The sequence below is a fragment of the Campylobacter sp. BCW_4332 genome, assembly GCF_001763175.1.
GTDB lineage: Bacteria > Campylobacterota > Campylobacteria > Campylobacterales > Campylobacteraceae > Campylobacter_D > Campylobacter_D jejuni.
In genome coordinates this window covers 30,315-55,378 of sequence record NZ_MJYF01000036.1, presented here as the reverse complement: position 1 = coordinate 55,378, position 25,064 = coordinate 30,315, and the positions used below count along the sequence as shown (strand labels likewise).

Here is a 25,064-nt window from a genome sequence, read left to right as displayed (position 1 = left end):
ACTTTTTTGCTATTATACTATAAAATCAAACAAGGAAAGTCATGTTAGGTATAGATCTTGGTTCAAATACTTTAAGAGCAGTGCAAATAGATGAAAAATTAAATAAATTAAAAGAATATGAATTTGTTATTGGAGCAGCGAAAAATTTAAATCAAAGTGGAGAAATTTCTAAAGAAGCCATACAAAGATTAAAAAATGCTTTGAGTATTTTAGCTAAAGAGCAAGATTTAAGCAAAGCAAGAGCTGTGGCGACTGCAGCTTTTAGAAAAGCAAGCAATACAAATGAAATTTTTGCCCATTTAAAAGAAGAATTTGGGATTGATTTTAAGCTTATAGATGCTAAAAGTGAAGCTAAGATCAGTGTTTTAGGCATGCAATCAGGTTTAAGAAGGCTTAAAATTTGGGGAGAGTTTGCGTATTGTGATTTAGGAGGGGCTTCTTGTGAGCTTTCTTTTAGAAAAAGTTTTAAAAGTTTTGATTTTGGTATTATTAGTTTTTATGAAAAAAATCGCTATTCTTATTGTAAATCTTGTATTTCTTATAAAAAATTGATAAAAAAATATCCTAAATTTATCATCAATATTAAAGATAAAAAACTTAAAATTCATTTTTTAATTGCAAATCCCTATTTAAAGCATCTAGCTTTTAGGGCTTTTGATGAGGTGGTTATGATTAAAAAGGAACTTCGTTCTTTAGGGGTTAAAACGGTGGTTTTAAATTCCGGAGTTCCTACTACACTTGGTGCATTAAAACAAAATATAAGCTATGAAAAGTATGAAGCAAGTAGAGTAAATGGTAAAAAACTTTGCCATAAGGATTTTTTAAATTATGCTATTAAACTTTTTCATATGGAAGAAAAAAAGGCCATAAAAGAAGTAGGCATGATGAGAAAAAATTATTTGAGTGCAGGTTGTTTGCTGTTTTATGCTTTGTTTGATAAACATAAACTTCTAGTCATTGATGAGGGTTTAAGGGAGGGAGTTTGTTTGGCGAGTATGAAAAATATCAAATTTTAATTTTTTTGGAATTCGAAAAAATGAAATTTTTCATCAAAATTAAAAAATAAAATTTTAGCTTGAGATAAAAAACTTTCGTAAGTTTTAATGTTTTTATTTTTTGTGTATTCTAATAAATCTTCAAAACCAAAATCCATTAAAGCAAGACTTTGTTTTTTAAAATTTAAAGGTTTAAAATCATATGCTTTGATGAGTTTTTGAAGATGGGTAAAATTAACATTATAAGTTAGATCGCTTTTGCCGAAAAAATCTTTTAAAGATACTTCAAAAGGGCTAAAAACTTCGTGCTTTTGATAGATTCTTAAGCTAAAATTTTGTACATTAAAAGTTCCATAGTCAAATCCTGCAAATACAAATCTATCGCAAGCTTGATCTAAATCTTTAAAAAAATTTTCAAGTTCTAAGCTGAGTTCGCCTTTTGTAAAATTTAAAGCTTTGCATTTTGTGATTAAATTTTCATCCATATTTTTAAAAATAAGTTTAAAATTTTCTACAAATGCCATTTTATCATGATTTATAAGTTCGCAAGTAAAACTATCAAAAAGTTCATTGCAAAAGAAAAAAGCGTTCTTAAAATGGCATTCTTTAAGGTTATTTTTGTGAGTAAATTCCACTCCTTCTAAAGTGTTTTTTTGTAAAGCTCTTAATTTTTCATGCGGTTCTATGACGAAAAAAGAAATTTGAGAAAAAATTTCAGGTCTTAATTCAAGCAAAGCGGATAAAAAATCACGACTTAAATAGCCTTCATTAGCGCCTATTTCTACAAGTTCTAAAGGGAGTTGTAAAATTTTTTTATCTATTAAATTTAAAAAATGCTTGGCTAAAAGTGTGCCAAAAAGATTTCCTACGCTCACAGCAGTAAAAAAATCTCCGTTTTTTCCTATACTTACAGCATTTTTATAATAGCTCTCATGGAGCCAAGCATGGAAAAAGTCACTAAATTTCATTGAAAAATAGCATTAAATTTGGAGACAAAATCCAAAGGATCGACTTGTTTGCCTCCAGCTAAAATTCCAAAATGCAAATGCGGCCCACTTACCCTACCTGTAGCCCCGCTAAGTCCTATAAGCTCACCTTTTTTTATCTTTTGTCCTACTTTAACATCGATTTTAGAAAGATGATAGTATTGTGAATAAATTCCAAAACCATGATCAATAACTACCGAATTTCCTGCAAAATAACGATCTTTTGCAATTTTTACTATGCCTGAATTGGCTGCATAAATAGGCGTTCCTGTGGCAGCTCTAAAGTCTGTTCCACTGTGATAACTTGCTACTTTTTCATTAAAAGTTCTTGCTTTACCAAAATCACTTGTGATAAAAGATTTTAAAGGTATATTAAAAGCACCGTTAAATAAAGCTTTTGGAGTATAAGAGCTATAAATCGCATTGGCTTCTTTTAATTCTTTAGCGATGCGTTCTTGTACGGTTTTTGGCGGAAAAATCTTTTTGTTTTCAACTTGCAATTTTTCACTTTTATAATTACCTTCTAAAGTTTTTATGAAAATTTCTTCTTTTTTATTTTTATAAAATGCGATAAGTTTTGTATTTTTCGGGGGATTTTTGTAAGGTAAGGAAAAAATAGCTAGAATTTTTTCTTGATTTTTAGGATGTGCAAAGGTGAGAATATTTTTATCATTATTTTTTAAAGATAAAAAATCTTTCTTATCTAGCTCCAAAAATAAAGCTTGACCTTTGATGAGTTCTAAATTTTGAGCTCCAAAAAGCCAAAGAGCAAGGCTTAAAAAAAGCCATAAGGCTTTCATAGGCTTAACTCTTTAAGATCGGCGATTTTTAAAAACTCCGCATAAATTTCATAAACCAAAGCTTGGCGATTATTTTTAAGTTTTTCATCTTCAGCATTAATCATTACTTGATTAAAAAACTCGTCGATAAAAGGCTTGAGTGCAAAAAGATTTTCAAGTTTTTCTTGTAAAGAGTTGGCTTTAGTTTTTTCTTGAAAAGCTTTGTAAAGTTTGCTTTCTACTTCTTGAGTAAAAAGACTTTCATCAACTTTATGAGGATTTTTAGTGGCGATATTGGCCAGTCTTTTAAAGGTTGCAAAATTTTCATTAAAATTATCTTTTTTGCTAAGTTTTATAAGAGCATTTACGCTTTGATTGATATGAATAAGATCTGTATTTTGTGAGCTTAAAACCGCTTTTACAAAAGAAGCATTGACCGTATAAAAAGTATAAAGTCTTTCAAAAATAAAATCTTTTAAAATTTGCATATCAAAGCTTTTATAATGACTTGAAAGTTTTTCTAATAAAATTTGGATATCAAATTCTTTATTTAAATTTAGAGCGATTTTAATGATCCCATTGGCTGCTCTTCTTAAGGCATAAGGATCCTTTGTTCCGCTTGGAATTTTTCCTATACTAAAAAGTCCTATAAGGGTATCAAGCTTGTTTGCAAGGGCTACTATGCTTGAAAATTCTGTGCTTGGAAGTGGAGCTTGTTCAGAATTAGGAAGATATTGTTCTTTGATGGCTAAGCAAATTTCATAATCTAAGCCCATTTTTTGCGCATAATAATTTCCCATAATGCCTTGCAAATCAGTAAATTCATAAACCATTTGTGTGGCTAAGTCAGCTTTAGCATATTTTAGCGCTGTGCTGATATTTTCGATTTTATCATTATGAAGCATTTGACATAAAATTTCAGCAATTTTAATCTCTCTTAAACTTTTATCTTGCATTGTGCCTAAACCTTCAAGATAGGTCATTTTGGCAAGTTTTTCAGGTTTTAAGCCACTTTGTAAATCATTTTGATAAAAAAACATTGCATCGCTAAGTCTTGCACGCAAAACTCTTTCGTTTCCATGTATGATTTTTGAATAATCCTTACATACTGCATTGCTTACTACTATAAAATGATTACTTAAGCCTTTGTCGTTAAAAACCGCAAAATAGCGTTGATTTTCTCTCATTGAAGCGATGATGACTTCGCTAGGAATTTCTAAAAATTCTTCTTCAAAGCTTCCTAAAAGTGCATTAGGATATTCTGTGATAGCAACTACTTCAGCTAAAAGCTCCTCATCTTCTCCAATTTGTATATTTTTTTGACTTTCTATGAGTTTAAATTGTTCAAGTATTTTTTCTTTTCTTTTGATTGGATCAAGGATGATATAGTTTTTTTCTAGTAGTTCAAAATATTCTTTTGCATTGTTAAAATCTTTCAAATCATAACTTACACTTCTGTGAATGAAAGTTTTTTTAGCACTTTTTACCCCATAACTTTGAAAATCAACAAGTTCATCATTTAAAATGCAAGTTATAGAACGGATCGCACGAATGAATTCAAAAGAATTTGCACCCCAACGCATACTTTTGCCAAAACTAAGACTTTTTAGAAATTTTTCTACCATTTCTCCTAAAATTTCTTGACTTTGCAAACCTTTGATAGCTTTTTGATGATATAAAACTTCCTTACCTTTGATTTCTTTAAAAGTGAGTTCATTTTCACTGATCCCTGCTTTTTGCAGGAAGCTTTGTCCCGCAGGAGTTAAAACTCCATCTTTATAAGCAACATTTTTAGGCGCTCCTATAAATTCAGCAAAACTATCTTCTTGTTTGTCTGCAAAATTTTCATGAAAAAAAACTAAACGACGCGGAGTATAATAAAATTTAAAATCACTTACCAAGCGATATTCTTCTAAAACATTTTTCCATTTTTTTTCTATATTAGCTAATTCTTTTAACAAAGGAATAGCAGGTAATTCTTCTGTGCCAATTTCTATTAATAATTCACTCATAATTTACTCTTTTTAAAATTTGTTTCTAATTTTAACTAAAATTTCATTAAAAAACTTATAAATACTTTTGCAAAAAGCCTTTAAGTTCACTAGCGTTGCTAAATTCATTTTCTTTTAAATCTTTTTGATACCATTTGGCATGAAAATAAGGCAAATTGGCATTTTTAGCACATTCTTTATCTTTTTGACTATCTCCTATAAAAACGCTTGTTTTATGTGGAGCCTCGCTTTTTAAAAGCTCTAGCATCATAGGATGAGGTTTGGGTTCTATGCCTAAACTTATGCCTAAAATTTTATCAAAATAAGGAATGATATCGTGTTTTTTAAGTATGCTTGAAAGTGAGCTTTGAGGGGCGTTAGTGGCAATAGCTAAAAAACAATTTTTGCTTTTTAAAAATTCTAAAAGTTCCTTCACTCCTTCAAAAAGCACCACGCTTTGTTCATAGTGTTTGACAAAATATTTTTCATAGCCTTCTTTAAAACTAGAATGATGGAAATTTTCTATATTATAAAGTTCTTTTGCCCAGTCAATATTGGGAGTATTGATGGTTTGCATAATGATTTCTCTTGAAAGTGGGGCTAGGTTTAAATCCTGCCTTATTTCATTAACTGCACAAGAAATGGCATTTGCACTATCGATTAAAGTTCCATCCATATCAAAAAATATATTAATCATTCATAATCCTTTAAATAATTTTTATGTTTTTCTTTTTTCTCACCTTGTTTTTTTTGCTTATCTAAAGCATTGGCAAGATTTAAAAGTTCGCTTTTTTCTTTGGAAAAATCTAAACAGGAATTGACAAAAAATTCAAGATTTTTTGCGTAGGTTGAGTTAAGATTTACCGCGGGATTTTTTTCAAAAAATTTAGCATTTTTTAACATTCTTTCTTCAAATTTAGTTTTATCAAAATCTTCTTTTTTAAGTGCAGATATAGCGCCATTGAAAAATTTTTCAAGATTTCTTAGGTATTTTACGCGTAAGGCTTTTTCTTCGTTTTTTGTCAAAATTCTTCCTTAGGTATTTTTATGAATGCGGCATTCTAGTGCTTCTTGAACTAAATTTCTAGCGATTACTTTTTCAGAGCGAATGATGCGTATATTTTCATCTATGCTAGAAAAAAGCATCTTTTTCAAAGTTCCATTTACATGAATGATAGTATCTATAGGTTTTGGATAATTAGCTAGCACTTGACATAAAATTTCAAGTTTAGCTTCATTTGTAACTGTGATAATAGCTACGGCACATTCTTCTATATTGGCAATTTTTAAGGTTTCTTCTTGAGTAGCATTAGCAAAAACGACATTTTCACCTCGACTAACTCCAAGTTCTACTAAATTTAAATCACTTTCTAAAACAAGGTAAGGTACACCTGTGTTTTTGATTTTTTGTACGACTTCTTGACCTAAACGTCCGTAGCCAAAAACAACAAGATGATTTTTAAGCTTGATATTGCTGTCAATATTTTGCACGGCGTTGGTATTAAGCGCTATATCTTCTACAGCATTGGTAATTTTTCTTATATTGTTTAAAATAAAAGGCGTGATAATCATGGTTAAAATAGAAACAACAATTAAAATTTGTGAAGTTTTGATATCAAGCATATTTTTTGCTTGCAAAAGAGAAAAAATTGCTAGCGCAAATTCGCCAATTTGCGCTATGGCAAAAGCTGTTTTAAGCGCTACTCTTTTTTTGGTGTAAAGAAATAAAAAGCCAAAAACTATGCCAAATTTTAAAGCCATTACAAGAAGGGTTAAAACTATGATTAAAAACCAATTTTGCGCCACTACATCAAGTTGAATTTGCATGCCTACAGTTATGAAAAAAAGCCCTAAAAGCAAATCTCTAAATGGGATTAAGTCTGCTTCTATTTTGTGTTTATATTTTGTTTCTGCTATCAAAGCACCTGCTATAAAAGCACCCAAAGAATAAGAAAATCCGAAATAATTTGCTAAAAAACTTGCTCCAATAACCATAAATAAAACAGTACTAATAAAAATTTCTTGAGAAGAAGTGTGGATAATGAGTCTAAAAATTCTATCCACTAAATATTTACCTATGAAAAATAATAAAGTGATTAAAATAAGTGCTGAAATTAAAGTGGTAAAAAGGAGTTTTTCTATGTTTTGATTGTTGGATGAAAAAATATCTACAAGCAAAAGCAAAGGAATAACGGCTATATCTTGAAAAAGCAAAATTCCCAATGCTTTTCTGCCATATTGCTCATTTATATCGCCATTATCATTTAAAATTTTAAGCACCACTGCGGTTGAAGAAAGTGCTAGTGCAAAGCCTGCTATGGTAGCGCTTTTATCTCCAAGTCCCAAAATTCCTATAGCAAGTAGCATAAAAACAAAGCCACAAGTAAGCATCTGCAAAGAGCCGTTTAAAAAAACTTCTTGTTTCATTGCCATTAAATGCTTAAAAGAAAATTCAAGTCCTATGGTAAACATTAAAAACACTATACCAAATTCGGCTATATGGGTAATTTCGCCTTTGCCACTTAAATGATAAATTTCAGAAATGATTTCTCCAGCAGCTATATATCCAATGATAGTTGGAATTTCAAATTTTTTAAATATGACATTTAAAACTATAGCTATAGCAACGGTGATTAAAAAAATTTCTAAAAAATTATCCATTATTTTTTATTTTTTCTCATAAAAAATCAAATCAAAGCTATTTTTATGCTTGACAACGGCTTTACTAGCCGCTTCTTTATCTTGTTGTTTGCTTAATTCTAAGCGTAGTTCATCAATTAAATTTTCAAATTCGTGAAGTTGGTTTTTCAATTTTAAGATAACATCTACCCCAGCAAGATTGATTCCCATGTCTCTTGTTAAACGCAATATAAGTTTAATACGGTCAATATCTCTTTGAGAATAAAGTCTTATTTTGCCATCGGTTCTACTTGGTTCTATCAATCCTTCTCTTTCGTATTGCCTTAAGGTTTGTGGATGTATGCTTAAAACTTTAGCCACAACACTGATTAAATATACAGGTTCATCATAATGGTGTTCCATATTTTATTCCTTCTTTAAGGTAATTTTTCTTTTAGGAGTTCTATAAATTTTTCATCAAGAGCATCTAAATTTGGCAAAACAACATTTAAAATCAAATACATATCCCCATAAATATCACTTTTTCTATTTTGCACCCCATAACCTTTTAAACGAATTTTTTGGTTATTTTTTGAATTAGGTGTTATGTTAATTGTCGCTTCTTCCTTGCCTTCTTTGAGTGTTTTTATATTTATTTTTCCACCAAAAAGTGCAGTTTTTAGAGAAATATCAACCTTTTGATATAAATCATCATCTTCTCTTGTGTAAATAGGACTTTCTTCTATTTTTACAATAATGATTAAATCGCCTCTAGTTCCATTTCTGCTTTGTTTTCCTTTAGAGCGAATTCTTAGTTTCTCGCCTTCTTTTATACCGTGTGGAATTTTAAATTTAATGGTTTCGCCTTGAAAATTAAAACTATATTCCCCGCCTTTAACAGCTTTTTCAAAAGGAATGTGAAGCTCTAGATTGCTGTCTAAATTTTCTTCTTCAAAACCTCCAAATCCTCCAAAACCACTGCTAAAGCCTTTTGAAGAAAAGCCGTTAAAACCCCCTCTTGAGCGTCCACCAAAGCCTCCTCCAAAGAGATCTTTTAAAATATCGTCTAAATTTACCCCACCAGTATTTCTTGAAAAATCATGAAAACTTTGTCCACCAAACATAGAATCGCCGTATTGGTCATACTGAGCTCGTTTTTTTTCGTCACTTAAAATTTCATAAGCAGCATTAATTTCTTTAAATTTTTCTTCTGCACCTTTTTCTTTGTTGATATCAGGATGGTATTTTCTAGCTAGGCGACGGTAAGCTTTTTTTATTTCATCTGCACTAGCGTTTTTGCTAACTCCAAGAGTTTCGTATAAACTATTCATGTTATATTTCCTTAAAAATTTTTACTTGATTATATAAAGGATTAAATTATAACATAAACTTTAGCCTAAGTCAATCAAGTTTTATAAATTTTTATCACTCAAGGTTTTATTTACAATTTTGTAAATTTTCGGTTTTATACTATGAAGACAGTAAAATATTTTACGAGATAATTTATCTTTAAGAATAAAAGGAAATGAAATGAAAAAGATTTTTTTATCATTAAGTTTAGCGAGTGCTTTATTTGCTGCAAGTATTAATTTTAACGAATCAACTACAACGGCTAATCGTGTAAACCCTGCTGCTGGAAATGCAGTGCTTTCTTATCATGATTCTATTAAAGATGCAAAAAAATCAGTGGTTAATATTTCTACCTCAAAAACTATTACAAGAGCGAATCGTCCAAGCCCTTTGGATGATTTTTTTAATGATCCTTATTTTAAACAATTTTTTGATTTTGATTTTCCTCAAAGAAAAGGAAAAAATGATAAAGAAGTGGTGAGTTCTTTGGGATCAGGGGTGATTATTTCAAAAGATGGTTATATAGTAACAAATAATCACGTTGTAGATGATGCTGATACGATTACAGTAAATTTACCAGGAAGTGATACAGAATATAAAGCAAAACTTATAGGTAAAGATCCAAAAACAGATTTGGCTGTTATAAAAATAGAGGCTAATAATCTTTCAGCTATTACTTTCACAAATTCTGATGATTTAATGGAAGGAGATGTTGTTTTTGCACTTGGAAATCCTTTTGGAGTCGGTTTTAGTGTTACAAGTGGGATAATATCTGCTTTAAATAAAGACAATATAGGTTTAAATCAATATGAAAATTTTATACAAACAGATGCTTCTATTAATCCGGGAAATTCAGGTGGAGCTTTGGTGGATAGTCGTGGATATTTAGTAGGTATTAATTCAGCTATTCTTTCTCGCGGAGGTGGAAACAACGGCATAGGTTTTGCTATACCTTCAAATATGGTTAAAGATATAGCTAAAAAACTTATTGAAAAAGGCAAGATTGATAGAGGATTTTTAGGTGTGACTATTTCAGCTTTGCAAGGTGATACTAAAAAAGCTTACAAAAATCAAGAAGGAGCTTTGATTACTGATGTTCAAAAAGGTTCAAGTGCTGATGAAGCAGGGCTTAAGCGTGGAGATTTAGTTACTAAAGTTAATGATAAGGTTATAAAAAGTCCTATTGATCTTAAAAATTATATAGGAACTTTAGAGATTGGTCAAAAAATTTCATTAAGTTACGAAAGAGATGGAGAAAATAAGCAAACAAGTTTTACTCTTAAAGGTGAAAAAGAAAATCCTAAAGGCGTACAAAGCGATTTGATTGATGGTTTGAGTTTGAGAAATTTAGATCCAAGACTTAAGGATCGTTTGCAAATTCCAAAAGATGTTAATGGTGTTTTGGTTGATAGTGTTAAAGAAAAGAGCAAAGGAAAAAATTCTGGTTTCCAAGAGGGTGATATTATCATAGGTGTTGGACAAAGTGAAATTAAAAATTTAAAAGATTTAGAACAAGCCTTAAAACAAGTTAGTAAAAAAGAATTTACTAAAGTTTGGGTATACCGCAATGGTTTTGCGACTTTGCTTGTGCTTAAATAAAAATAACGGAAGGATTTTCCTTTCGTTATAAATTTTAGTTTAAAATTAAAATTAAGTTTAAAATAAAGGAAAACTATGACAAATATTCTTATGATAGAAGACGATTTAGAATTAGCGGAAATTACAGCTGAATATTTGGAAAAATTTGATATGAAAGTTGATATAGCTCATGAGCCTTATATAGGTCTTTCTAAGCTCGCATTAAAAGAGTATCAGCTTATCATTTTAGACCTTTCTTTGCCAGGGCTTGATGGGCTTGAAGTGTGTGAAGAGATTCGTAAAAAGTATGATACACCTATTATTATTTCAAGTGCAAGACATGATATTACAGATAAGGTTAATGCTTTAGAGCTTGGAGCAGATGATTATCTACCAAAACCTTATAATCCAAAAGAATTACAAGCACGTATTAAAAGTCATTTAAGACGTATTTCAAATACAAAAAGCGCCATAGCAAAAAGTGTAAAAGATCTTGTTTATGATCAATATAAGCATATTATTACCATGAAAGGACAAGAGCTTACTTTAACTAATGCTGAATTTGATATTTTAAGCTATTTGATTAAAAAAGAGGGTGGAGTGGTAAGTCGTGAAGAGCTTGTTTATAATTGTTCTTCTATTAGTGAGGATTCTAGCAATAAAAGTATAGACGTTATTATCAGCAGAATTCGTCAAAAGATGGGAGATGATCCAAAAACTCCAAAATATATTCACTCTATACGTGGAATAGGTTATAAGCTTACTCAATGAACAAATCTTCGATTTTCTATACTATAACTTTTATTTTTATTTTTGCTGGGGTTAGTGTTATACTTGGCTTTTTGTGGCTTATAGAATACGATCAGCAAAATTATACTAGAGAATTAAATACAAAATATTCTTTAATAGCTAATGCAAGGCTCTTAAATTTTGCAGGAGTTATCAGTGAAAAAGAATTTGAAGAGCAGACAAAAAATTATAATAAAATGGATGAGATAACAGAAGCAAAGCAGATCCGTAAAATTCTTTTTAGAGGTGATGTTTTAGCTAGAGTTGAGGTTAATAATGGCTTAATCGAGATTATTTCTTATAATAGACAGGTGTATTTAAATATTATTTATGATGGAAAGGTTTATCTTTATAAGGATCAAGATTATCAAACCTATAGGTATTTTATTATCAAAGCTATAGCTGTAGCTGTGATTTGTATTCTTGTATTACTTTATATTTATATATTTAAAAAATTAAAACCACTCAAAAGACTTAAAAAACAAATTGATAAATTTGCCCAAGGAAAGCTTAGTGATATAGAAGATGTAAGCACTGGGGTGGATGAAATTTCACAAGTAAGTGAAGCTTTTTATCAAGCCATTGTTCAAATTCGAAAGCTAAACCAATCTCGTCAGTTTTTTTTAAGAAATATTATGCATGAACTCAAAACTCCTATTACTAAGGGGCTTTTAACTTTAGAAATGATAGAAGATAATAAATATAAAGAGCGCTTAAATGGGGTTTTTACTAGACTTGAAATTTTAATTAATGAATTTGCTGCTATTGAGCAAATTACTTCAGGGGCTGCTTTTATAAATAGAAAAAAATACAATATTTTAGATGTTTTAGATGAAGCCAAAGAAATTGCAATGCGAGATGATAGCAATATACGTATTTTTATGGAAGAAAGTTTTTTTGTAAATGTGGATTTTAAACTTTTTACTACGGCGATTAAAAATATGATAGATAATGGTATTAAACATTCTGAAGATGGGTTTGTGCAAATTGATATTATAGACGATTATATTTGTTTTAAAAATCGTGGTCCTGAGCTTAACAATACTTTAGAATATTATACTCAAGCTTTTACTCAAGGATCAAAACAAAAATCAAGTTTTGGATTAGGGCTTTATATTGTAAATACTATTTTAGAAACACATGGAATGAAGCTTGATTATTTATATGAAGATGGGGTAAATTTGTTTTATTTTAGAAATTTAAAAAGTGTTATTGTTAAGGAGTAAATTAATTTTTTGTATAAAAAATGCATTTTTGTGTAAAAACCCTTGACAAAGTTTTTTAATTTCACTATAATTACATTTTACTTTTAAATATTCCGGATTAGCTCAGCGGTAGAGTAGTCGGCTGTTAACCGATTGGTCGTAGGTTCGAATCCTACATCCGGAGCCACTTTTTAACTCCATTTTAATATTCGTAAATGTATTTTAACATAAAAAATTAATAAGTCTTTATCACAAAAAATTGTGATAAAGTTTTTATTTTGTTTGTTTAAGATTTTTGACAATTTTATCTATTTTTTTACTCGCCTTTTGATAATCCCCATCTTTAAGTTCTTCTAAAGCTTCAATAGCAAAATCAAAATCACCAAGTTCGTTATCATTAGAATTTTCTTGAAGATTTTTGACAATTTTATCTATTTTTTTACTCGCCTTTCGATAATCCCCATCTTTAAGTTCTTCTAGGGCATTAACAGCAAAAGAAAAATCTTCAACTTCATTAAGATAAGCTTCTATAGCTTCTTTTATTATAGCTGATTTTGGCTTAGAAAGATTTTTACTTAAATTATCCAAACGCTCCTTAAGCTCTAAAGGCATTCTAAAAGAATAAGTTTTTACATTGTGTTTCATTTTATCCTCCTTAAGAATGTTTTTTGTAAAATTTTATAATTTGCTTACAAGTTTTGCAGGTAAATTTGTGACCTTGTAGTTCTATTTTTTGATGAATGTTATAAGGAACATCGTGAATTTTACCAGGACAATTACAGATATAAAGATAAAATTGTGGATGCTCATTATCTTCATCTTCTGCTGCTTCAAAGCTAATATCACTGCCATCATCTGTAGATAAAGAAGAACTTCTCCATTTTTCAACTTTCATGTCTTCGTATAGTATGTGTTCTAAAAGCCACTTTTTAGCCACTATATAAAGTTTTTCTTTAAGATCATTGGTTGATTTGATATCTTTGATTAAATTAATCATGGTTTGGATGATTTCTTTATGTATTTTTCGATGTTCTTCTAAATTTGGATAGCCTATTAGCTGCATGTATTTTTCTTCATCATTAAAGTGATCTTTCATATAATTAAAAAATTCAGCCAAAAGTTCTTTGACTTCATTTTTACTTACAGATCTATCTGATACAACTTCAACTTTTGCAGCAAGTTCAAAAAGCTTTTTATGTTGCTCGTCAATTTTAGCATTGTGCACACTATAGCTATTATCCCATTTTGGAAGCATTTTAACTCCTTAAGGAAAAATTTATTTATATAAAAGGATTATAGATAAAAATAAATTAAATAAAAATGAAATTTTATTAAATAATTGATAGGAATTTTGATACAATGATATATATTTTAAGAGATTTGAAATTAGAAAGATTTAAATTATGGCTGCTAAAATTTTACTTTTAGAAGATGATTTGAGTTTGAGTGAGATCATTGAAGAGTTTTTAAATGATGAAGGATATGAAGTATTTTTATGCAATAATGCGCAAGAAGCTTTAGATATAGCTTATGAAAGATATTTTGATCTTTGGATTTTAGATGTAAAAGTTCCTTTAGGAGATGGATTTTCATTGCTTAAAGAATTAAGAAAAAGCGGAAAGCAAACCCCAGCAATTTTCATGACTTCTTTAAACACAACAAACGATTTAAAACAAGGCTTTGATGCAGGTTGTGATGATTATATAAAAAAACCTTTTGAACTTGCTGAGCTATCTATTAGGGTTAAAGCTTTGCTTAAAAGAGCTTTTTCACATAAAAATGAAGATTTTGAAGATTTAGAGGATGGATTTAGATTTGAATTTACTACACAAATTCTTTACTATAATAATAAAGCCTTGACTTTACCGAGTAAAGAAATTAAGCTTTTGTCTTTATTACTTAAAAATAAAAACAACTTTTTAAGCACAGAGAGAATTTTTGAAGAACTCTGGGATTATGATGAAGAGCCTAGTGAGCTAAGTTTAAGGGCTTATGTGAAAAATTTACGTAAAATTTTAGGAAAAGAAAAAATTATAAATCAAAGAGGCAGGGGATATTGCTATGGCTAAAAAAGTCATTAGGCAAATTTTATTAATCTATCTAACAACTACAGGTATTTTTTTAACTATTTTTTTTGCATTATGGTATCAAAAATTATATGAAGAATTGGTTGTTTTAAAGGGTGCCACTTTGAGGGAAAATCATAGAAATATTGTTATAAGCATCTTAAATTCTCGTTTTACCCCTATAGATATAAGTGCAAAAAATATTGCTCAAAGCACAGCACTAAAATTTGCTATATTTGATGCTAAAAAGATTGTTTTTAGTAATATAGATTTTGATTTAAGAAAGGCAAAGATAGAGCTTAAAGGTGGAGGTATTTGTGATAATAAGGTTTTTTTCCTTGCTCCTATGAGTGCGGATCATTATTTTTTAAGACATGCTAGCAATGAAGAAGTAAATACTAACGATGGTTTGCAAATTTTAATACAGGGTGAAGATGTTGGTAAAGATCTTTTTTGGATTAGAACGAAAGTTTTTGGTTTTGCTATTATGGCTTTTTGCATATTGGGCTTAATATCTTATATTCTAGTAAAAATTGCTCTAAAGCCTTTAGAGGATAAAATCAGCACACTAAATCGTTTTATTAAAGATTCAACTCATGAACTCAATACTCCATTAAGTGTTATTTTGATGAGTATAGAACAACTTGAGCATCAAAATTTAGGAGATAATGCTAAATTTACAAGGATTAAGCTTGCTGCAAAAAGTTTGTCTCAAGTGTATTCTGATCTTGTTTTTTATAATTTTCCTAATACCTTAGAAACAGAAAAACAAAAATTTGATTTAAGAATGCTACTTGAAGAAAGATTGGAATATTTTAAAGTATTTTTTGAGCAAAAAAAAATTACACTAAAGCTTGATTTAAATCAAGCAAATATTTTTGCCCCTAAAAATCAAATTTCTAAATTGATTGATAATCTTATAAGCAATGCTATTAAATACAATAAAAAAGGTGGAGTAATTTCTATAATTTTGAAAGCCAATTTTTTAAGTATTGCGGATACAGGTTGTGGAATTTCAAAGTCAAATTTAAATCAAATTTTTGATAGATATACAAGATTTAATACCGATCAAGGAGGATTTGGTATAGGGCTTTCTTTGGTAAAAAAAGTTTGTGATGATAATGATATTAAGATTATTTGCGAATCTGTAGAAAATCAAGGGAGTGTTTTTAAATTAAATTGGTAATCAGCAAGAATTTTTCTTGCTGATTAGAGGTTAGAGCAGATATTACATCATTCCGCCCATTCCTCCCATTCCTCCCATACCGCTCATATCTGGCATAGCAGGTTTATCTTCTTTAATTTCACTAATTGTTGCTTCTGTGGTTAAAAGCATACTAGCTACAGAAACTGCGTTAAGTAAAGCTACTCTTTCTACTTTAACAGGGTCGATAATTCCACTTTCAAGCATATTGACATATTCACCTTTTGCAGCATCAAATCCTGTGTTTTCATCTTTAGCATTTTCTACACTATTTACAACCACACCTGCATCAAATCCTGCATTTTCAGCAATTTGTCTTAAAGGTGCTCTTAAAGCTCTTTCAACGATAGCTGCACCAATTGCTTCATCACCTTTTAAATCAAGTTTGATTTTAGCTTTTGCTTTGATAAGTGCTGCACCACCACCGATTACTATACCTTCTTCCACTGCTGCTTTGGTAGCACTTAAAGCATCATCAACGCGATCTTTTTTCTCTTTCATTTCAGTTTCAGTTGCTGCGCCTACTTTAATAACTGCAACACCGCCACTTAATTTTGCAAGTCTTTCTTGCAATTTTTCTCTGTCATAATCTGAAGTTGTTTCAGCAATTTGTGCTTTGATTTGATTTACTCTTGCATCGATATTTGCTTTTTCACCTGCGCCATTTACTATGATTGTATTGTCTTTATCGATAATTACGCTAGAAGCTTGTCCAAGATCTTGTATGGTCGCACTTTCAAGAGTTCTTCCAAGTTCTTCAGAAATCACTTCTCCGCCTGTTAAAATTGCTATATCTTCAAGCATAGCTTTCCTTCTATCGCCAAAACCTGGAGCTTTTACGGCTGAAATATTAAGAACACCGCGAAGTTTATTTACAACTAAAGTTGCAAGCGCTTCACCTTCAATATCTTCAGCAATAATTAAAAGTGGTTTGCCTGTTTTTTGAATTTGTTCTAAAACCGGTAATAAATCTTTTAAATTTGCAATTTTTTTATCAAAAAGCAGGATATAAGGGCTTGAAAGCTCTACGGTCATTTTTTCTGCATTAGTGATAAAATAAGGGCTTAAATAACCTCTGTCAAATTGCATACCTTCAACTACATTTAATTCATCATTGATTGATTTTGCCTCTTCAACAGTGATAACACCATCTTTGCCCACTTTTTCCATAGCATCAGCGATTAAATTTCCGATTTTTTCATCAGAGTTGGCTGAGATTGTAGCAACTTGTGCAATTTCTTTTTTATCTTTTACTTCGCGAGAAAGTTTTTTAAGTTCGCCTACTATAGCTTCGCAAGCCTTATCCATACCGCGTTTTACTTCAATAGGATTTGCGCCTGCTGTGATATTTCTTAAACCTTCTTTGAAAATTGCATGAGCTAAAACCGTTGCAGTAGTTGTTCCATCCCCTGCTTGATCAGCTGTTTTGCTTGCTACTTCTCTTACAAGTGAAGCACCCATATTTTCAAGACTGTCTTTAAGTTCTACTTCTTTAGCAACACTTACGCCATCTTTAGTAATGCTTGGAGCACCAAAGCTTTTTTGGATTAAAACATTGCGTCCTCTTGGCCCCATAGTTACTTTTACCGCGTCATTAAGTTTTTTAACGCCCTCATAAAGTTTATTTCTTGCTTCATCTGAAAAAATAATTTCTTTTGCCATTTTTTATCCTTTTTATAAATTATTTTAAAATTCCTAAGATATCATCTAAATTTAAAACTAAATATTCATTATTATCAAGTTTAATTTCTGTTCCACCGTATTTAGCAAACACGATTTTATCACCATTTGCAATATCAGTGATTTCTTTACTTACTGCCACTACTTCACCCATTAAAGGCTTTTCTTTAGCATTATCTGGTATAATTATGCCTGAGGCTGTTGTTTTGGTTTCTTCAACGCGTTTAACTAGAACACGCTTTCCTAAAGGTTGAAAATTCATTTTTGTCCATCCTTAAAAATATTGATTTTAGCACTCTTTTATTTAGAGTGATAAAATCATACTATAAAAAATGAATTTTGTCAATACTTTAAATTAAAATATTTATAAAAGTTTAGTTTTATAGACTAAAGTTATTTTATAAAATAAACTAAAGGATAAAAATGAAAAAGATTTTTTATGGAGTTATAGCTTTTGTTGTTGTGCTTTTAATTGCTATTTATACCATACTTTTCACAAGTTTTGGTAATAATATAGTGGTAAATATAGCGCAAAAAAAGATCAAAGAAAGTGCGGGATTAGATGTAAATATCACGCATTTTAATTTACGTTTTTCAAGTCTTGAATTGCAAGCAAATATCGCAAATATGGCAGATTTTAATCTTAAGGGAGCTTTGAGTCCTTTTAAGCTTGGATTTGATCTTGACTATCTTATTTCTTTAAATCAAAATTATGCTAAAAATTTAGGTTTAAATTTAAATCAAAACCTTTCTTTTGGCGGTAAGATTCAAGGTAAAGCAAGTGATTTTACTTTAGATGGAAAAGGTTATTTATTAGGTTCAAATGTACTTTTAAATGCAAGAATGTATAATTACAGCCCTATTGCTTTAAATTTAGATGCGCAAAATCTTAAGATAGAAGAAATACTTCATCTTTTATCTTACCCTAGTTACGCTAAAGGTTTTTTAAATGCTCAAGCAAAAATTTCAGCACAGAATTTAAAACCTGATGGAAATATTATCATAAAACTTGATACAAGTTATATAAACTATGAGGCGATAAAAAAAGATTTTTCTTTAGACTTGCCTTTAAATTCTAATCCTAAAGCAGAAATTTTGGCCAATGTTAAAGAAGATAAGATTTATGCTGTAAGTAAAATTTACAATGATTATCTTAACTTACAAACCCAAAAAACTCTTTATGATATTAGCAAGAATGCTTTAAGTACTGATTTTAGTTTAAGTATTCCTTCTCTTGCAAAGCTTGAAAAGCTTACAAAAACTAGACTAAATGGTAGTTTGGGTGTGATAGGTCAAATAAGTGTTGTAAATAATATTTTATCAAGTTTAAATGCTCAAGTTATTGGACTTGGTGGAGAAGTAAAGGCAAGTTTGAAAAATAATAAAATTTTTGCAGATATTAATGAAGCAAGCTTGGAAAAATTATTAGCTCTTGCAGGATATGGAGCTTTGGTTTCTGGAAATTTAAATGCTAAACTTCTAAATGCAGATTTGGATTTTTCTAATTTTGATCTTGAAGCAAAAATAAACAATGCAAAACTTAACACCAATGAGCTTAAAAAAATAGCTAAAATAGAGCTTCCAAATACAATTTTTAGTTTTGATGCTAAAGCAAATGCAAAAAATAGTAATATTTCTTACAATGCTTTACTTGCTTCAAATTTGCTTAATATTAAAAAACTTCAAGGAACTTATAATTTAAAAAATAGTGAGTTAAATACAGATTTAAATGCTTTTATTGATGACTTGTCTCAGTTTAGTACTATAGCAGGACAAAAATTACAAGGTAAGGCAGATCTTACTGCAAAAGCTCATATTATAGGCACTCGAATACAAAATTTAAATGCAAATGCAAATTTGGCAGATGGTGTAATCAAGGCTGATTCAAATGGTAAAAAACTTGATTTAAACATTGATAAACTTGATTTATCTAAACTTTTTGTTATAGCAGGTATGCCAAATTATGCCAGTGGGATTGTTAATGCAAAAGTTAATTTAGATAATATCGATTTTAACAACCTTAATGGTAAAGCAAATTTAGAAGCTAAAGGTATTTTAAATGCTACAACTTTAAGTAACATTTTAAATAAAAATTTTCCAAACAATACAAGTTATGATTTAAATACCAAAATTAATTTTAAAAACAATATCGCTCAATTTGATTCCGTTTTAAATTCATCTTTAGCTGATCTTACAAAACTACAAGGAAGTTTTGATATAGGCAAAATGCTTTTAAATTCGGATTTTAGTCTAAAGATAAATGATTTTTCAAAACTAGGCTTTTTGTTGGATAGAAAACTTAAAGGTAAGGCAGAATTTAATGGAAAGGTAGGTTTTGATAAGAGTTTAAATTTTGTTGTAAATAGTCCAAATTTATTTGAAGGGAAGCTTCAAAGCACACTTAAAAATAACCTTTTGCTTGCTGATTTAAATGGAGTGGATTTAAGTAGTCTAGCTCAAAGTTTGGACTTTATGGATGTTTATCAAGGTAAGGCAGATGTGAAGGCAAATTACAATCTTTTAAGCGAAGAAGGCGAGGTTAATTTGGACATGAAAGAGGGTAAATTAAAACCAAATCTTATTACCAATGCTTTAAAAATTTTAACGCTAAAAGATATTACAAATGATGTTTATCGCACTGTTAATGCTAAAGCTTTGATTAAAAAAGAAAATATCAAACTTGATCTTAATATGCAAGCAGATCGTTCTTATATTTTAGTACAATCAGGAGCTTTAAATTCTAAAAGCGGAGCTTTAAATTTGCCTTTTGATATTAAACTCGATAGAGCCAATTTTAAAGGAAGTATTACAGGAACTACGGAAAATCCTAAAGTGAATTTAAATGCAGGAAGTGTGTTAAATTCTATTAAAAATGTAGTAGGTGGCGGTGTGAGTGATGGTGCTAAAAGTACGGGCGATAAAGTTGATAAAGCGGTGAATAAATTATTAAATAAGATTTTTTAAGGTAAAAAATGTTTAATGGACTCATAAGAGAAATTGCTAAAGTTCAATCTTATCAAAACAATACTTTAAGTTTAAAAGCAAAATATCGCCCAAATCTTGGCGATAGTATAGCTGTGAATGGAGCTTGTTTGAGTGTGACAAAACTTTATGAGGGAGGTTTTGAAGTGGAGCTTTCTCGCGAAAGTCGCACTCATATAGCTATAGAAAATTTAAAAGATAAAGTTCATATAGAATCTGCTTTAAGATACGGTGATAGAATTGATGGACATCTTATGCAAGGACATATTGATTTTATCGGCATGCTTGAAAAAATTCAAAAAGATGAAAATGGAGTAGATTTTCATATATCTTTACCTAAAGAAGCTATGAAATTTATGGCAGAAAAAGGAAGTATAGGTGTTGATGGAGTAAGTCTTACTATCAATGAAATTTTAAAAAATGGTATTAGGCTTACTATTATTCCTATTACCTTTAAAGAAACGCTTTTTAAAGACTATCAAGTAGGTAGAAAAATCAACATAGAAAGTGATTTGCTTGCTCGTTATATTTATGCACAATTACAAGGTAAAAACAAAGGATTATCATGGGAAGAAGTGGAAAGAATTTCTTATCTTTATTAGAAAATGATAAAGTCGGTATTTTTTGTGCTTTTGATAAGGATTATAATGTTTTTAGGGCTAAAATTCATAATGAGAATTTATTTTCTCATTTAGGTTTTAAAGACATTGAAAAATGTGTTTTTATGGATCAAATTCACTCCCATAAAGTTATTATTTATGATAAAAATTTAAAAAATCTCAGTTGTGATGGGCTTATAAGCAAGGAAAAAAATACTGCTCTTTGTGTTTTAAGTGCGGATTGTTTGCCTTTAATTTTATATCATGAAAGTGGCATTATAGCAGCTTTGCATTCAGGTAGAAAAGGAAGCTTTGAAAATATCCTAAAAGAATGCGTTGATCAAATTGCTATGCAAAATTCACATTTAGATAAAAATAAATTTCATCTTTTTATCCTGCCTGGAATTTGTGCTAAAAATTATGAAATAGATGGAGAAATTTTAGAATTTGCTAAAAAAGAATTTAAAGAATTTGTTCAAGACGATAAACTTGATTTAAAAGCTTTAGTAAAATTTCAAGCGCAAAATTTAGGCATTGAAAATATTAAAGATTGTGGAATTTGTAGCTTTGATGATGAGAGTTTTTTTTCTTATCGTCGAGATAAAACGACTAAGCGTTTTGTGAGTGTGGTTTATTTAAAGGATTAAAATGTACGAAAGAAAAGATTTAAGAGTGTTAAAAATCATTCAAAAAGCTAGAGAATTTGGCGATGGGGATTTGCTAAATGAAGCTTTGGTGAAACAATTGATTGATGCGGATTTTTGTGAAATTAATGAAAAAGAAAAAGAAGAGCTTGCAACTCTTCTAAATTCTTTAATCAATGCAAAAGATAAAGCGTTGTTGAGTAATTAAAATTCTATATAGTTTTCAAAATCTTCTTCTTTTGGAGGATTGGGTTGATTTGAAGCTAGGGCTTCTTTAACAACCTGCTCGTATCCAGCTATGATATGTTTAAAATTCTCTTTCGCTTTTCCACTAAGTTCTGATTTGGCGATTTTTACAACAGATGCAGGATTTATAGCTTTATTATTTAAATATACTCCAAAATGCAAATGAGGACCTGTGCTCATACCAGTTGAACCAACATATGCAATTACTTGTCCTTGATTTACCTTTTGTCCGTTTTTAATTTTTGCAAAACGACTAAGATGAGCATATAAAGTCATATAACCTGAGTCATGCTTGATTTGAATTACATTTCCATAACCACCTTTTGTGCCTATAAAGGTTACTACTCCTTTGCCAGCACTTTTCACGGGGGTTCCGGTAGGTGCAGCATAGTCTATACCAAGATGGGCGCGATAGCGTTTTAATATAGGATGATATCTTGCTGTTGTAAAAGGAGAAGAAATTCTAGTGTAATTCACAGGTTTTGTAAGCAAAAAAGATTCCAATTCTTTGCCATCACGATCATAGAATATATCATTATAAGAAAAGACTTCTCTTGCGCTTTTATTGATTTCTACCATTGCCATTTTTATATTTATATCACCCCAAAGTTTACCCATGCGTCTTTTTTGTTCATAATATAGGGTTACTTCATCACCTTTTTGGATATTGCGAAAATTTATACTTCCTCGAAAAGCACGAACCATAGCACGAGCTAAAGTGCTGCTACCACTTTCTTCATAGACATCTTGATAAGCAGAGCTTTTAATGGTTAAATGTAAAATTCTATCTTCTTTTTGATAAGATACAGGAGTAAAAGCAAGAGTGTATTGTCCACCTTTATCTTTATAGATATGAATTTGTAAATCATCACTAATTGGAATTAAAACTTGTTCTATGTTGTTGTTTTCATCTTTTAAAACTTGATATTTTATTTTGTAGGCTATATCAGAAGCAAGCTCTTGATCTTCTCTATCAAGTCCATAATAAAGCGACATAGGTATGGAATTTCTTTGTAAGAATTTAAGTAAGGTATCTCCATTATCCCAAGTTAGCTCTTCAACACTTAAAGCTGCAAAACTTTGAATAACAAAAATAAATAAAAGTAATAATTTTTTCATGAGATAACCTTAATTGCTAAAAGAATTTTGAAATTTGAAAGCTATATTTTACTTTATTTTTCTTACAATTGCTTAACAAAAAAGGATTATAATTCTATAAATTTTTATTTAAGGAGTAAATTTGTTTAAAACTATAGTGTGTTTTTTAGCTTTAAACCTTAGCCTCTTTGCGGTTGGATTTGATTTAAAACCTATAAAAAGTAAACTTGTAAAAGTTGATGATATTTATGGTTATATTAAAGATAGTGATGATATAAAACTTTATTCAAGCGGTGTAGTAGTGCAACATTTTAGCAATTCGCAAAGTATCATCGCTAGAGCAAGTGTTATAGATAAAAAAAATGGTTTGGCAAAATTAGAATTTAGTGTTTTTTCAGCTCTTAAGCAAGATGCTTTGCCTTTACCAAATGTTTTACCTAAAGTAGGTGATGAGGTTGTTTTAAATTTTCTTTATGATAGAGGATTGGTAATTGCTCCTGATGAACAAACTTATAATGAACTTGTTAGAGAATTTCCGCAGATATATTTTACCCATATTGACATTTTTGGAGCACAATTAATTAGAACAGCCACTCTTTCTCCTAAGCGTTCAGATTTTAGGCAATTTTGTGATGATAATGCGGTTGGCATTTTGGTTGTGGCTTTGGAAAACCAAGCAGAAGTTGTGGATTGTCAAGATTTTAATAAGCTTTATGAAGTGCCTATAAGCAAGCCAACTAGCGTTCAGGTCCCTTTTTATTCTCGTATGGGTGGATATAAAAGTAATTTTTTTGATTTTAACTCTCAAGAAATAGGAAATTATTATAGGTATTATGATGCTTTGATTAATCTTCCTAAGGTGCAATAAACATGAAAAAAGAATTTGAACAATATTTTAAACGATTTTTAGGAGAAGAAAACGCTTATTTTGATGAAATTCACAAAAGAGCTTATAGCTATGATGCGACAAAAAAGCATTATTTACCCGATGGGGTTCTTTTTCCAAGAAATGAAGAAGATATTGCTCAAATTTTAAAATTTTGCAATGAAAATAATATCATAGTCATACCACGAGGCTCAGGATCTGGTTTTACAGGAGGAGCTTTAGCTGTTAATGGCGGTGTGGTGCTTGCTTTTGAAAAGCATATGAATAAAATTTTAGAAATTGATCTTGAAAATTTAGTGGCTGTTGTGCAACCTGGGGTTATTAATATACATTTACAAAAAGAAGTGGCTAAATACGGACTTTTTTACCCACCTGATCCTGCTAGCATGGAATATTCTAGCTTAGGGGGTAATGTAAGCGAAAATGCTGGGGGAATGAGAGCTGCAAAATATGGCATTACAAAAGATTATGTGATGGCTTTAAGGGCTGTTTTGCCTAGCGGAGAAATCATTCGTGCAGGAAAACGCACTATTAAAGATGTGGCAGGTTATAATTTGGCAGGAATTTTAATCGCTAGTGAAGGTTCTTTAGCAGTTTTAAGTGAGCTTACTTTAAAATTAATACCTTTACCTAAATTCAAAAAAACTGCTTTTGCTATTTTTCCAAGTGTAAAAAGTGCTATGAATGCGGTTTATAAAAGTCTTGCTAGCGGTGTAAGTCCTGTATCTATGGAATTTTTAGACAATCTTAGCATTAGAGCGGTTGAGAGTAAATTTAATAAAGGTTTGCCTATAGAAGCGGGTGCTATTTTGATTGCTGATGTGGATGGTAATGTTAAAGAAGCTATTGATGAGGATTTAAGAAATTTAGAATATTATTTTTTAGAAGCTGGAGCTAGTGAATTTAAAATAGCAAAAGATGAACAAGAAGCCGCAGATATTTGGTTTGCTAGAAGGAATTGTTCTCAAAGTATTGCCATGTATGGGGCTTTAAAACTTAATGAAGATATTACAGTTCCGCGTTCTAAACTACCTGCTTTGCTTGAAGGTATAGATGAGATTTCTAAAAGATATGGTTTTAAAATTCCTTGTTTTGGACATACAGGGGATGGAAATGTGCATACTAATGTTATGATTCCTGATAAAAATGATAAAGAGCAGGTGAAAAAAGGCTACGAAGCTGTAGAAGAGATTTTTAAATTAACAGTGAAACTTGGAGGAACTTTAAGCGGAGAGCATGGTATCGGACTCTCTAAAGCACCTTTTATGAATTTAGCTTTTTCTGAAGCCGAAATGAATTTAATGAGAAATATTAAAAAAGCTTTTGATCCAAATAATATATTAAATCCTTTTAAAATGGGACTTTAG

Annotated in this window: 24 protein-coding genes, 1 tRNA gene and 2 pseudogenes; 13 read left to right on the top strand and 14 right to left on the bottom strand. The window is 30.0% G+C overall.

What is annotated here, in order from left to right; all coding sequences use genetic code 11:
• The first annotated feature begins 41 nt into the window (after window positions 1-41).
• Window positions 42-1,016: an exopolyphosphatase gene (locus tag AJN64_RS02800; RefSeq protein ID WP_070292637.1), complete on the top strand. Its 975-nt coding sequence runs from the start codon at window positions 42-44 to the stop codon at window positions 1,014-1,016.
• Here AJN64_RS02800 and AJN64_RS02795 read toward each other — a convergent pair.
• The 8 genes from AJN64_RS02795 to AJN64_RS02760 are packed head-to-tail and all read right to left on the bottom strand — an operon-like array spanning window position 1,013 to window position 8,701.
• Entirely contained in the window at window positions 1,013-1,963 is a 951-nt protein-coding gene (locus AJN64_RS02795) for an SAM-dependent methyltransferase (RefSeq protein WP_002870996.1), read from the bottom strand. The two genes, AJN64_RS02800 and AJN64_RS02795, sit on opposite strands and share 4 nt — an antisense overlap.
• Window positions 1,960-2,781, bottom strand: coding sequence for a M23 family metallopeptidase (locus tag AJN64_RS02790; protein ID WP_053872291.1), 822 nt, complete (start codon window positions 2,779-2,781; stop codon window positions 1,960-1,962). The genes AJN64_RS02795 and AJN64_RS02790 overlap by 4 nt, the downstream gene beginning before the upstream one ends.
• Window positions 2,778-4,772: a glycine--tRNA ligase subunit beta gene (gene glyS / locus AJN64_RS02785; RefSeq protein ID WP_053872290.1), complete on the bottom strand. Its 1,995-nt coding sequence runs from the start codon at window positions 4,770-4,772 to the stop codon at window positions 2,778-2,780. The genes AJN64_RS02790 and glyS overlap by 4 nt, the downstream gene beginning before the upstream one ends.
• Window positions 4,773-4,827: 55 nt before the next feature.
• Entirely contained in the window at window positions 4,828-5,448 is a 621-nt protein-coding gene (locus AJN64_RS02780; protein ID WP_053872289.1) for an HAD family hydrolase, read from the bottom strand.
• Window positions 5,445-5,777, bottom strand: a complete 333-nt coding sequence (locus tag AJN64_RS02775; RefSeq protein ID WP_044306143.1) for a hypothetical protein — start codon at window positions 5,775-5,777, stop codon at window positions 5,445-5,447. The genes AJN64_RS02780 and AJN64_RS02775 overlap by 4 nt, the downstream gene beginning before the upstream one ends.
• A gap of 9 nt (window positions 5,778-5,786) precedes the next feature.
• The gene (locus tag AJN64_RS02770; protein WP_070292636.1) at window positions 5,787-7,412 is read right to left on the bottom strand and encodes a cation:proton antiporter; all 1,626 of its coding nucleotides are present in this window, start codon (window positions 7,410-7,412) and stop codon (window positions 5,787-5,789) included.
• A 6-nt stretch (window positions 7,413-7,418) separates the two neighbouring features.
• Complete coding sequence (hspR, locus tag AJN64_RS02765) at window positions 7,419-7,793, bottom strand: heat shock transcriptional regulator HspR (RefSeq protein WP_002861924.1); 375 nt, start codon at window positions 7,791-7,793, stop codon at window positions 7,419-7,421.
• Window positions 7,794-7,807: 14 nt separating this feature from the next.
• The gene (locus AJN64_RS02760; RefSeq protein WP_053872287.1) at window positions 7,808-8,701 is read right to left on the bottom strand and encodes a DnaJ family protein; all 894 of its coding nucleotides are present in this window, start codon (window positions 8,699-8,701) and stop codon (window positions 7,808-7,810) included.
• 199 nt (window positions 8,702-8,900) lie between these two features.
• Between AJN64_RS02760 and htrA the strand changes: the two genes are divergently transcribed.
• The 4 genes from htrA (at window position 8,901) to AJN64_RS02740 (ending at window position 12,479) form a co-directional block, all read left to right on the top strand.
• Window positions 8,901-10,319 carry a serine protease HtrA gene (gene htrA, locus AJN64_RS02755; protein ID WP_053872286.1) on the top strand — a complete coding sequence of 473 codons (1,419 nt, stop codon included), beginning with the start codon at window positions 8,901-8,903 and terminating at the stop codon, window positions 10,317-10,319.
• Window positions 10,320-10,394: 75 nt separating this feature from the next.
• Window positions 10,395-11,069, top strand: coding sequence for a response regulator transcription factor (locus AJN64_RS02750; protein ID WP_002777451.1), 675 nt, complete (start codon window positions 10,395-10,397; stop codon window positions 11,067-11,069).
• On the top strand, window positions 11,066-12,313 hold the full coding sequence (locus AJN64_RS02745) for an ArsS family sensor histidine kinase (RefSeq protein ID WP_004305599.1): 1,248 nt from the start codon (window positions 11,066-11,068) through the stop codon (window positions 12,311-12,313). The genes AJN64_RS02750 and AJN64_RS02745 overlap by 4 nt, the downstream gene beginning before the upstream one ends.
• 91 nt (window positions 12,314-12,404) lie before the next feature.
• Window positions 12,405-12,479, top strand: a tRNA-Asn gene (locus AJN64_RS02740).
• An 86-nt stretch (window positions 12,480-12,565) separates the two neighbouring features.
• Here AJN64_RS02740 and AJN64_RS09925 read toward each other — a convergent pair.
• From AJN64_RS09925 to AJN64_RS02730, 3 genes and pseudogenes are all read right to left on the bottom strand, one after another.
• Window positions 12,566-12,652, bottom strand: a pseudogene (locus AJN64_RS09925) (CopG family transcriptional regulator); the annotation flags it as partial.
• 45 nt (window positions 12,653-12,697) lie between these two features.
• Window positions 12,698-12,937, bottom strand: a pseudogene (locus AJN64_RS09725) (ribbon-helix-helix domain-containing protein); the annotation flags it as partial.
• A gap of 10 nt (window positions 12,938-12,947) precedes the next feature.
• Window positions 12,948-13,547 carry a bacteriohemerythrin gene (locus AJN64_RS02730; RefSeq protein ID WP_002861919.1) on the bottom strand — a complete coding sequence of 200 codons (600 nt, stop codon included), beginning with the start codon at window positions 13,545-13,547 and terminating at the stop codon, window positions 12,948-12,950.
• Window positions 13,548-13,695: 148 nt separating this feature from the next.
• Between AJN64_RS02730 and dccR the strand changes: the two genes are divergently transcribed.
• Window positions 13,696-14,361 (top strand): two-component system response regulator DccR, encoded by a 666-nt coding sequence (gene dccR / locus AJN64_RS02725; protein WP_070292635.1) that lies wholly within the window; start codon window positions 13,696-13,698, stop codon window positions 14,359-14,361.
• Window positions 14,354-15,544, top strand: coding sequence for a two-component system sensor histidine kinase DccS (dccS, locus tag AJN64_RS02720; protein WP_070248815.1), 1,191 nt, complete (start codon window positions 14,354-14,356; stop codon window positions 15,542-15,544). Before dccR ends, dccS begins: the two co-directional genes overlap by 8 nt.
• Before the next feature lie 42 nt (window positions 15,545-15,586).
• Here dccS and groL read toward each other — a convergent pair whose 3' ends face one another.
• Together groL and groES are read right to left on the bottom strand one after the other, a co-directional pair.
• Window positions 15,587-17,224 (bottom strand): chaperonin GroEL, encoded by a 1,638-nt coding sequence (gene groL, locus AJN64_RS02715; RefSeq protein WP_070292634.1) that lies wholly within the window; start codon window positions 17,222-17,224, stop codon window positions 15,587-15,589.
• A 19-nt stretch (window positions 17,225-17,243) separates the two neighbouring features.
• Window positions 17,244-17,504 (bottom strand): co-chaperone GroES, encoded by a 261-nt coding sequence (gene groES / locus AJN64_RS02710; RefSeq protein WP_002825273.1) that lies wholly within the window; start codon window positions 17,502-17,504, stop codon window positions 17,244-17,246.
• A gap of 161 nt (window positions 17,505-17,665) precedes the next feature.
• Here groES and AJN64_RS02705 point away from each other — a divergent pair, with 161 nt between their 5' ends.
• From AJN64_RS02705 to AJN64_RS02690, 4 genes are read left to right on the top strand one after another with little or no spacing between them, the layout of a single operon-like run.
• Window positions 17,666-20,206: a hypothetical protein gene (locus AJN64_RS02705; protein ID WP_070292633.1), complete on the top strand. Its 2,541-nt coding sequence runs from the start codon at window positions 17,666-17,668 to the stop codon at window positions 20,204-20,206.
• 8 nt (window positions 20,207-20,214) lie between these two features.
• Entirely contained in the window at window positions 20,215-20,826 is a 612-nt protein-coding gene (locus tag AJN64_RS02700; RefSeq protein ID WP_070292632.1) for a riboflavin synthase, read from the top strand.
• Window positions 20,790-21,470, top strand: coding sequence for a polyphenol oxidase family protein (locus AJN64_RS02695; RefSeq protein WP_002880585.1), 681 nt, complete (start codon window positions 20,790-20,792; stop codon window positions 21,468-21,470). The genes AJN64_RS02700 and AJN64_RS02695 overlap by 37 nt, the downstream gene beginning before the upstream one ends.
• Window position 21,471: 1 nt before the next feature.
• On the top strand, window positions 21,472-21,675 hold the full coding sequence (locus tag AJN64_RS02690) for a hypothetical protein (protein WP_002853612.1): 204 nt from the start codon (window positions 21,472-21,474) through the stop codon (window positions 21,673-21,675).
• On the opposite strand, the gene AJN64_RS02685 is transcribed toward AJN64_RS02690, so the two are convergent.
• A complete protein-coding gene (locus AJN64_RS02685) occupies window positions 21,672-22,832 on the bottom strand; it encodes a M23 family metallopeptidase (RefSeq protein ID WP_044779066.1) in 1,161 nt (386 codons plus the stop codon). The two genes, AJN64_RS02690 and AJN64_RS02685, sit on opposite strands and share 4 nt — an antisense overlap.
• Before the next feature lie 121 nt (window positions 22,833-22,953).
• On the opposite strand from AJN64_RS02685, the gene AJN64_RS02680 reads away from it, so the two are divergent.
• Window positions 22,954-23,679, top strand: a complete 726-nt coding sequence (locus AJN64_RS02680) for a plasminogen-binding N-terminal domain-containing protein (protein WP_053872361.1) — start codon at window positions 22,954-22,956, stop codon at window positions 23,677-23,679.
• Between the two features lie 2 nt (window positions 23,680-23,681).
• Window positions 23,682-25,064, top strand: a complete 1,383-nt coding sequence (locus AJN64_RS02675) for an FAD-linked oxidase C-terminal domain-containing protein (RefSeq protein ID WP_053872362.1) — start codon at window positions 23,682-23,684, stop codon at window positions 25,062-25,064.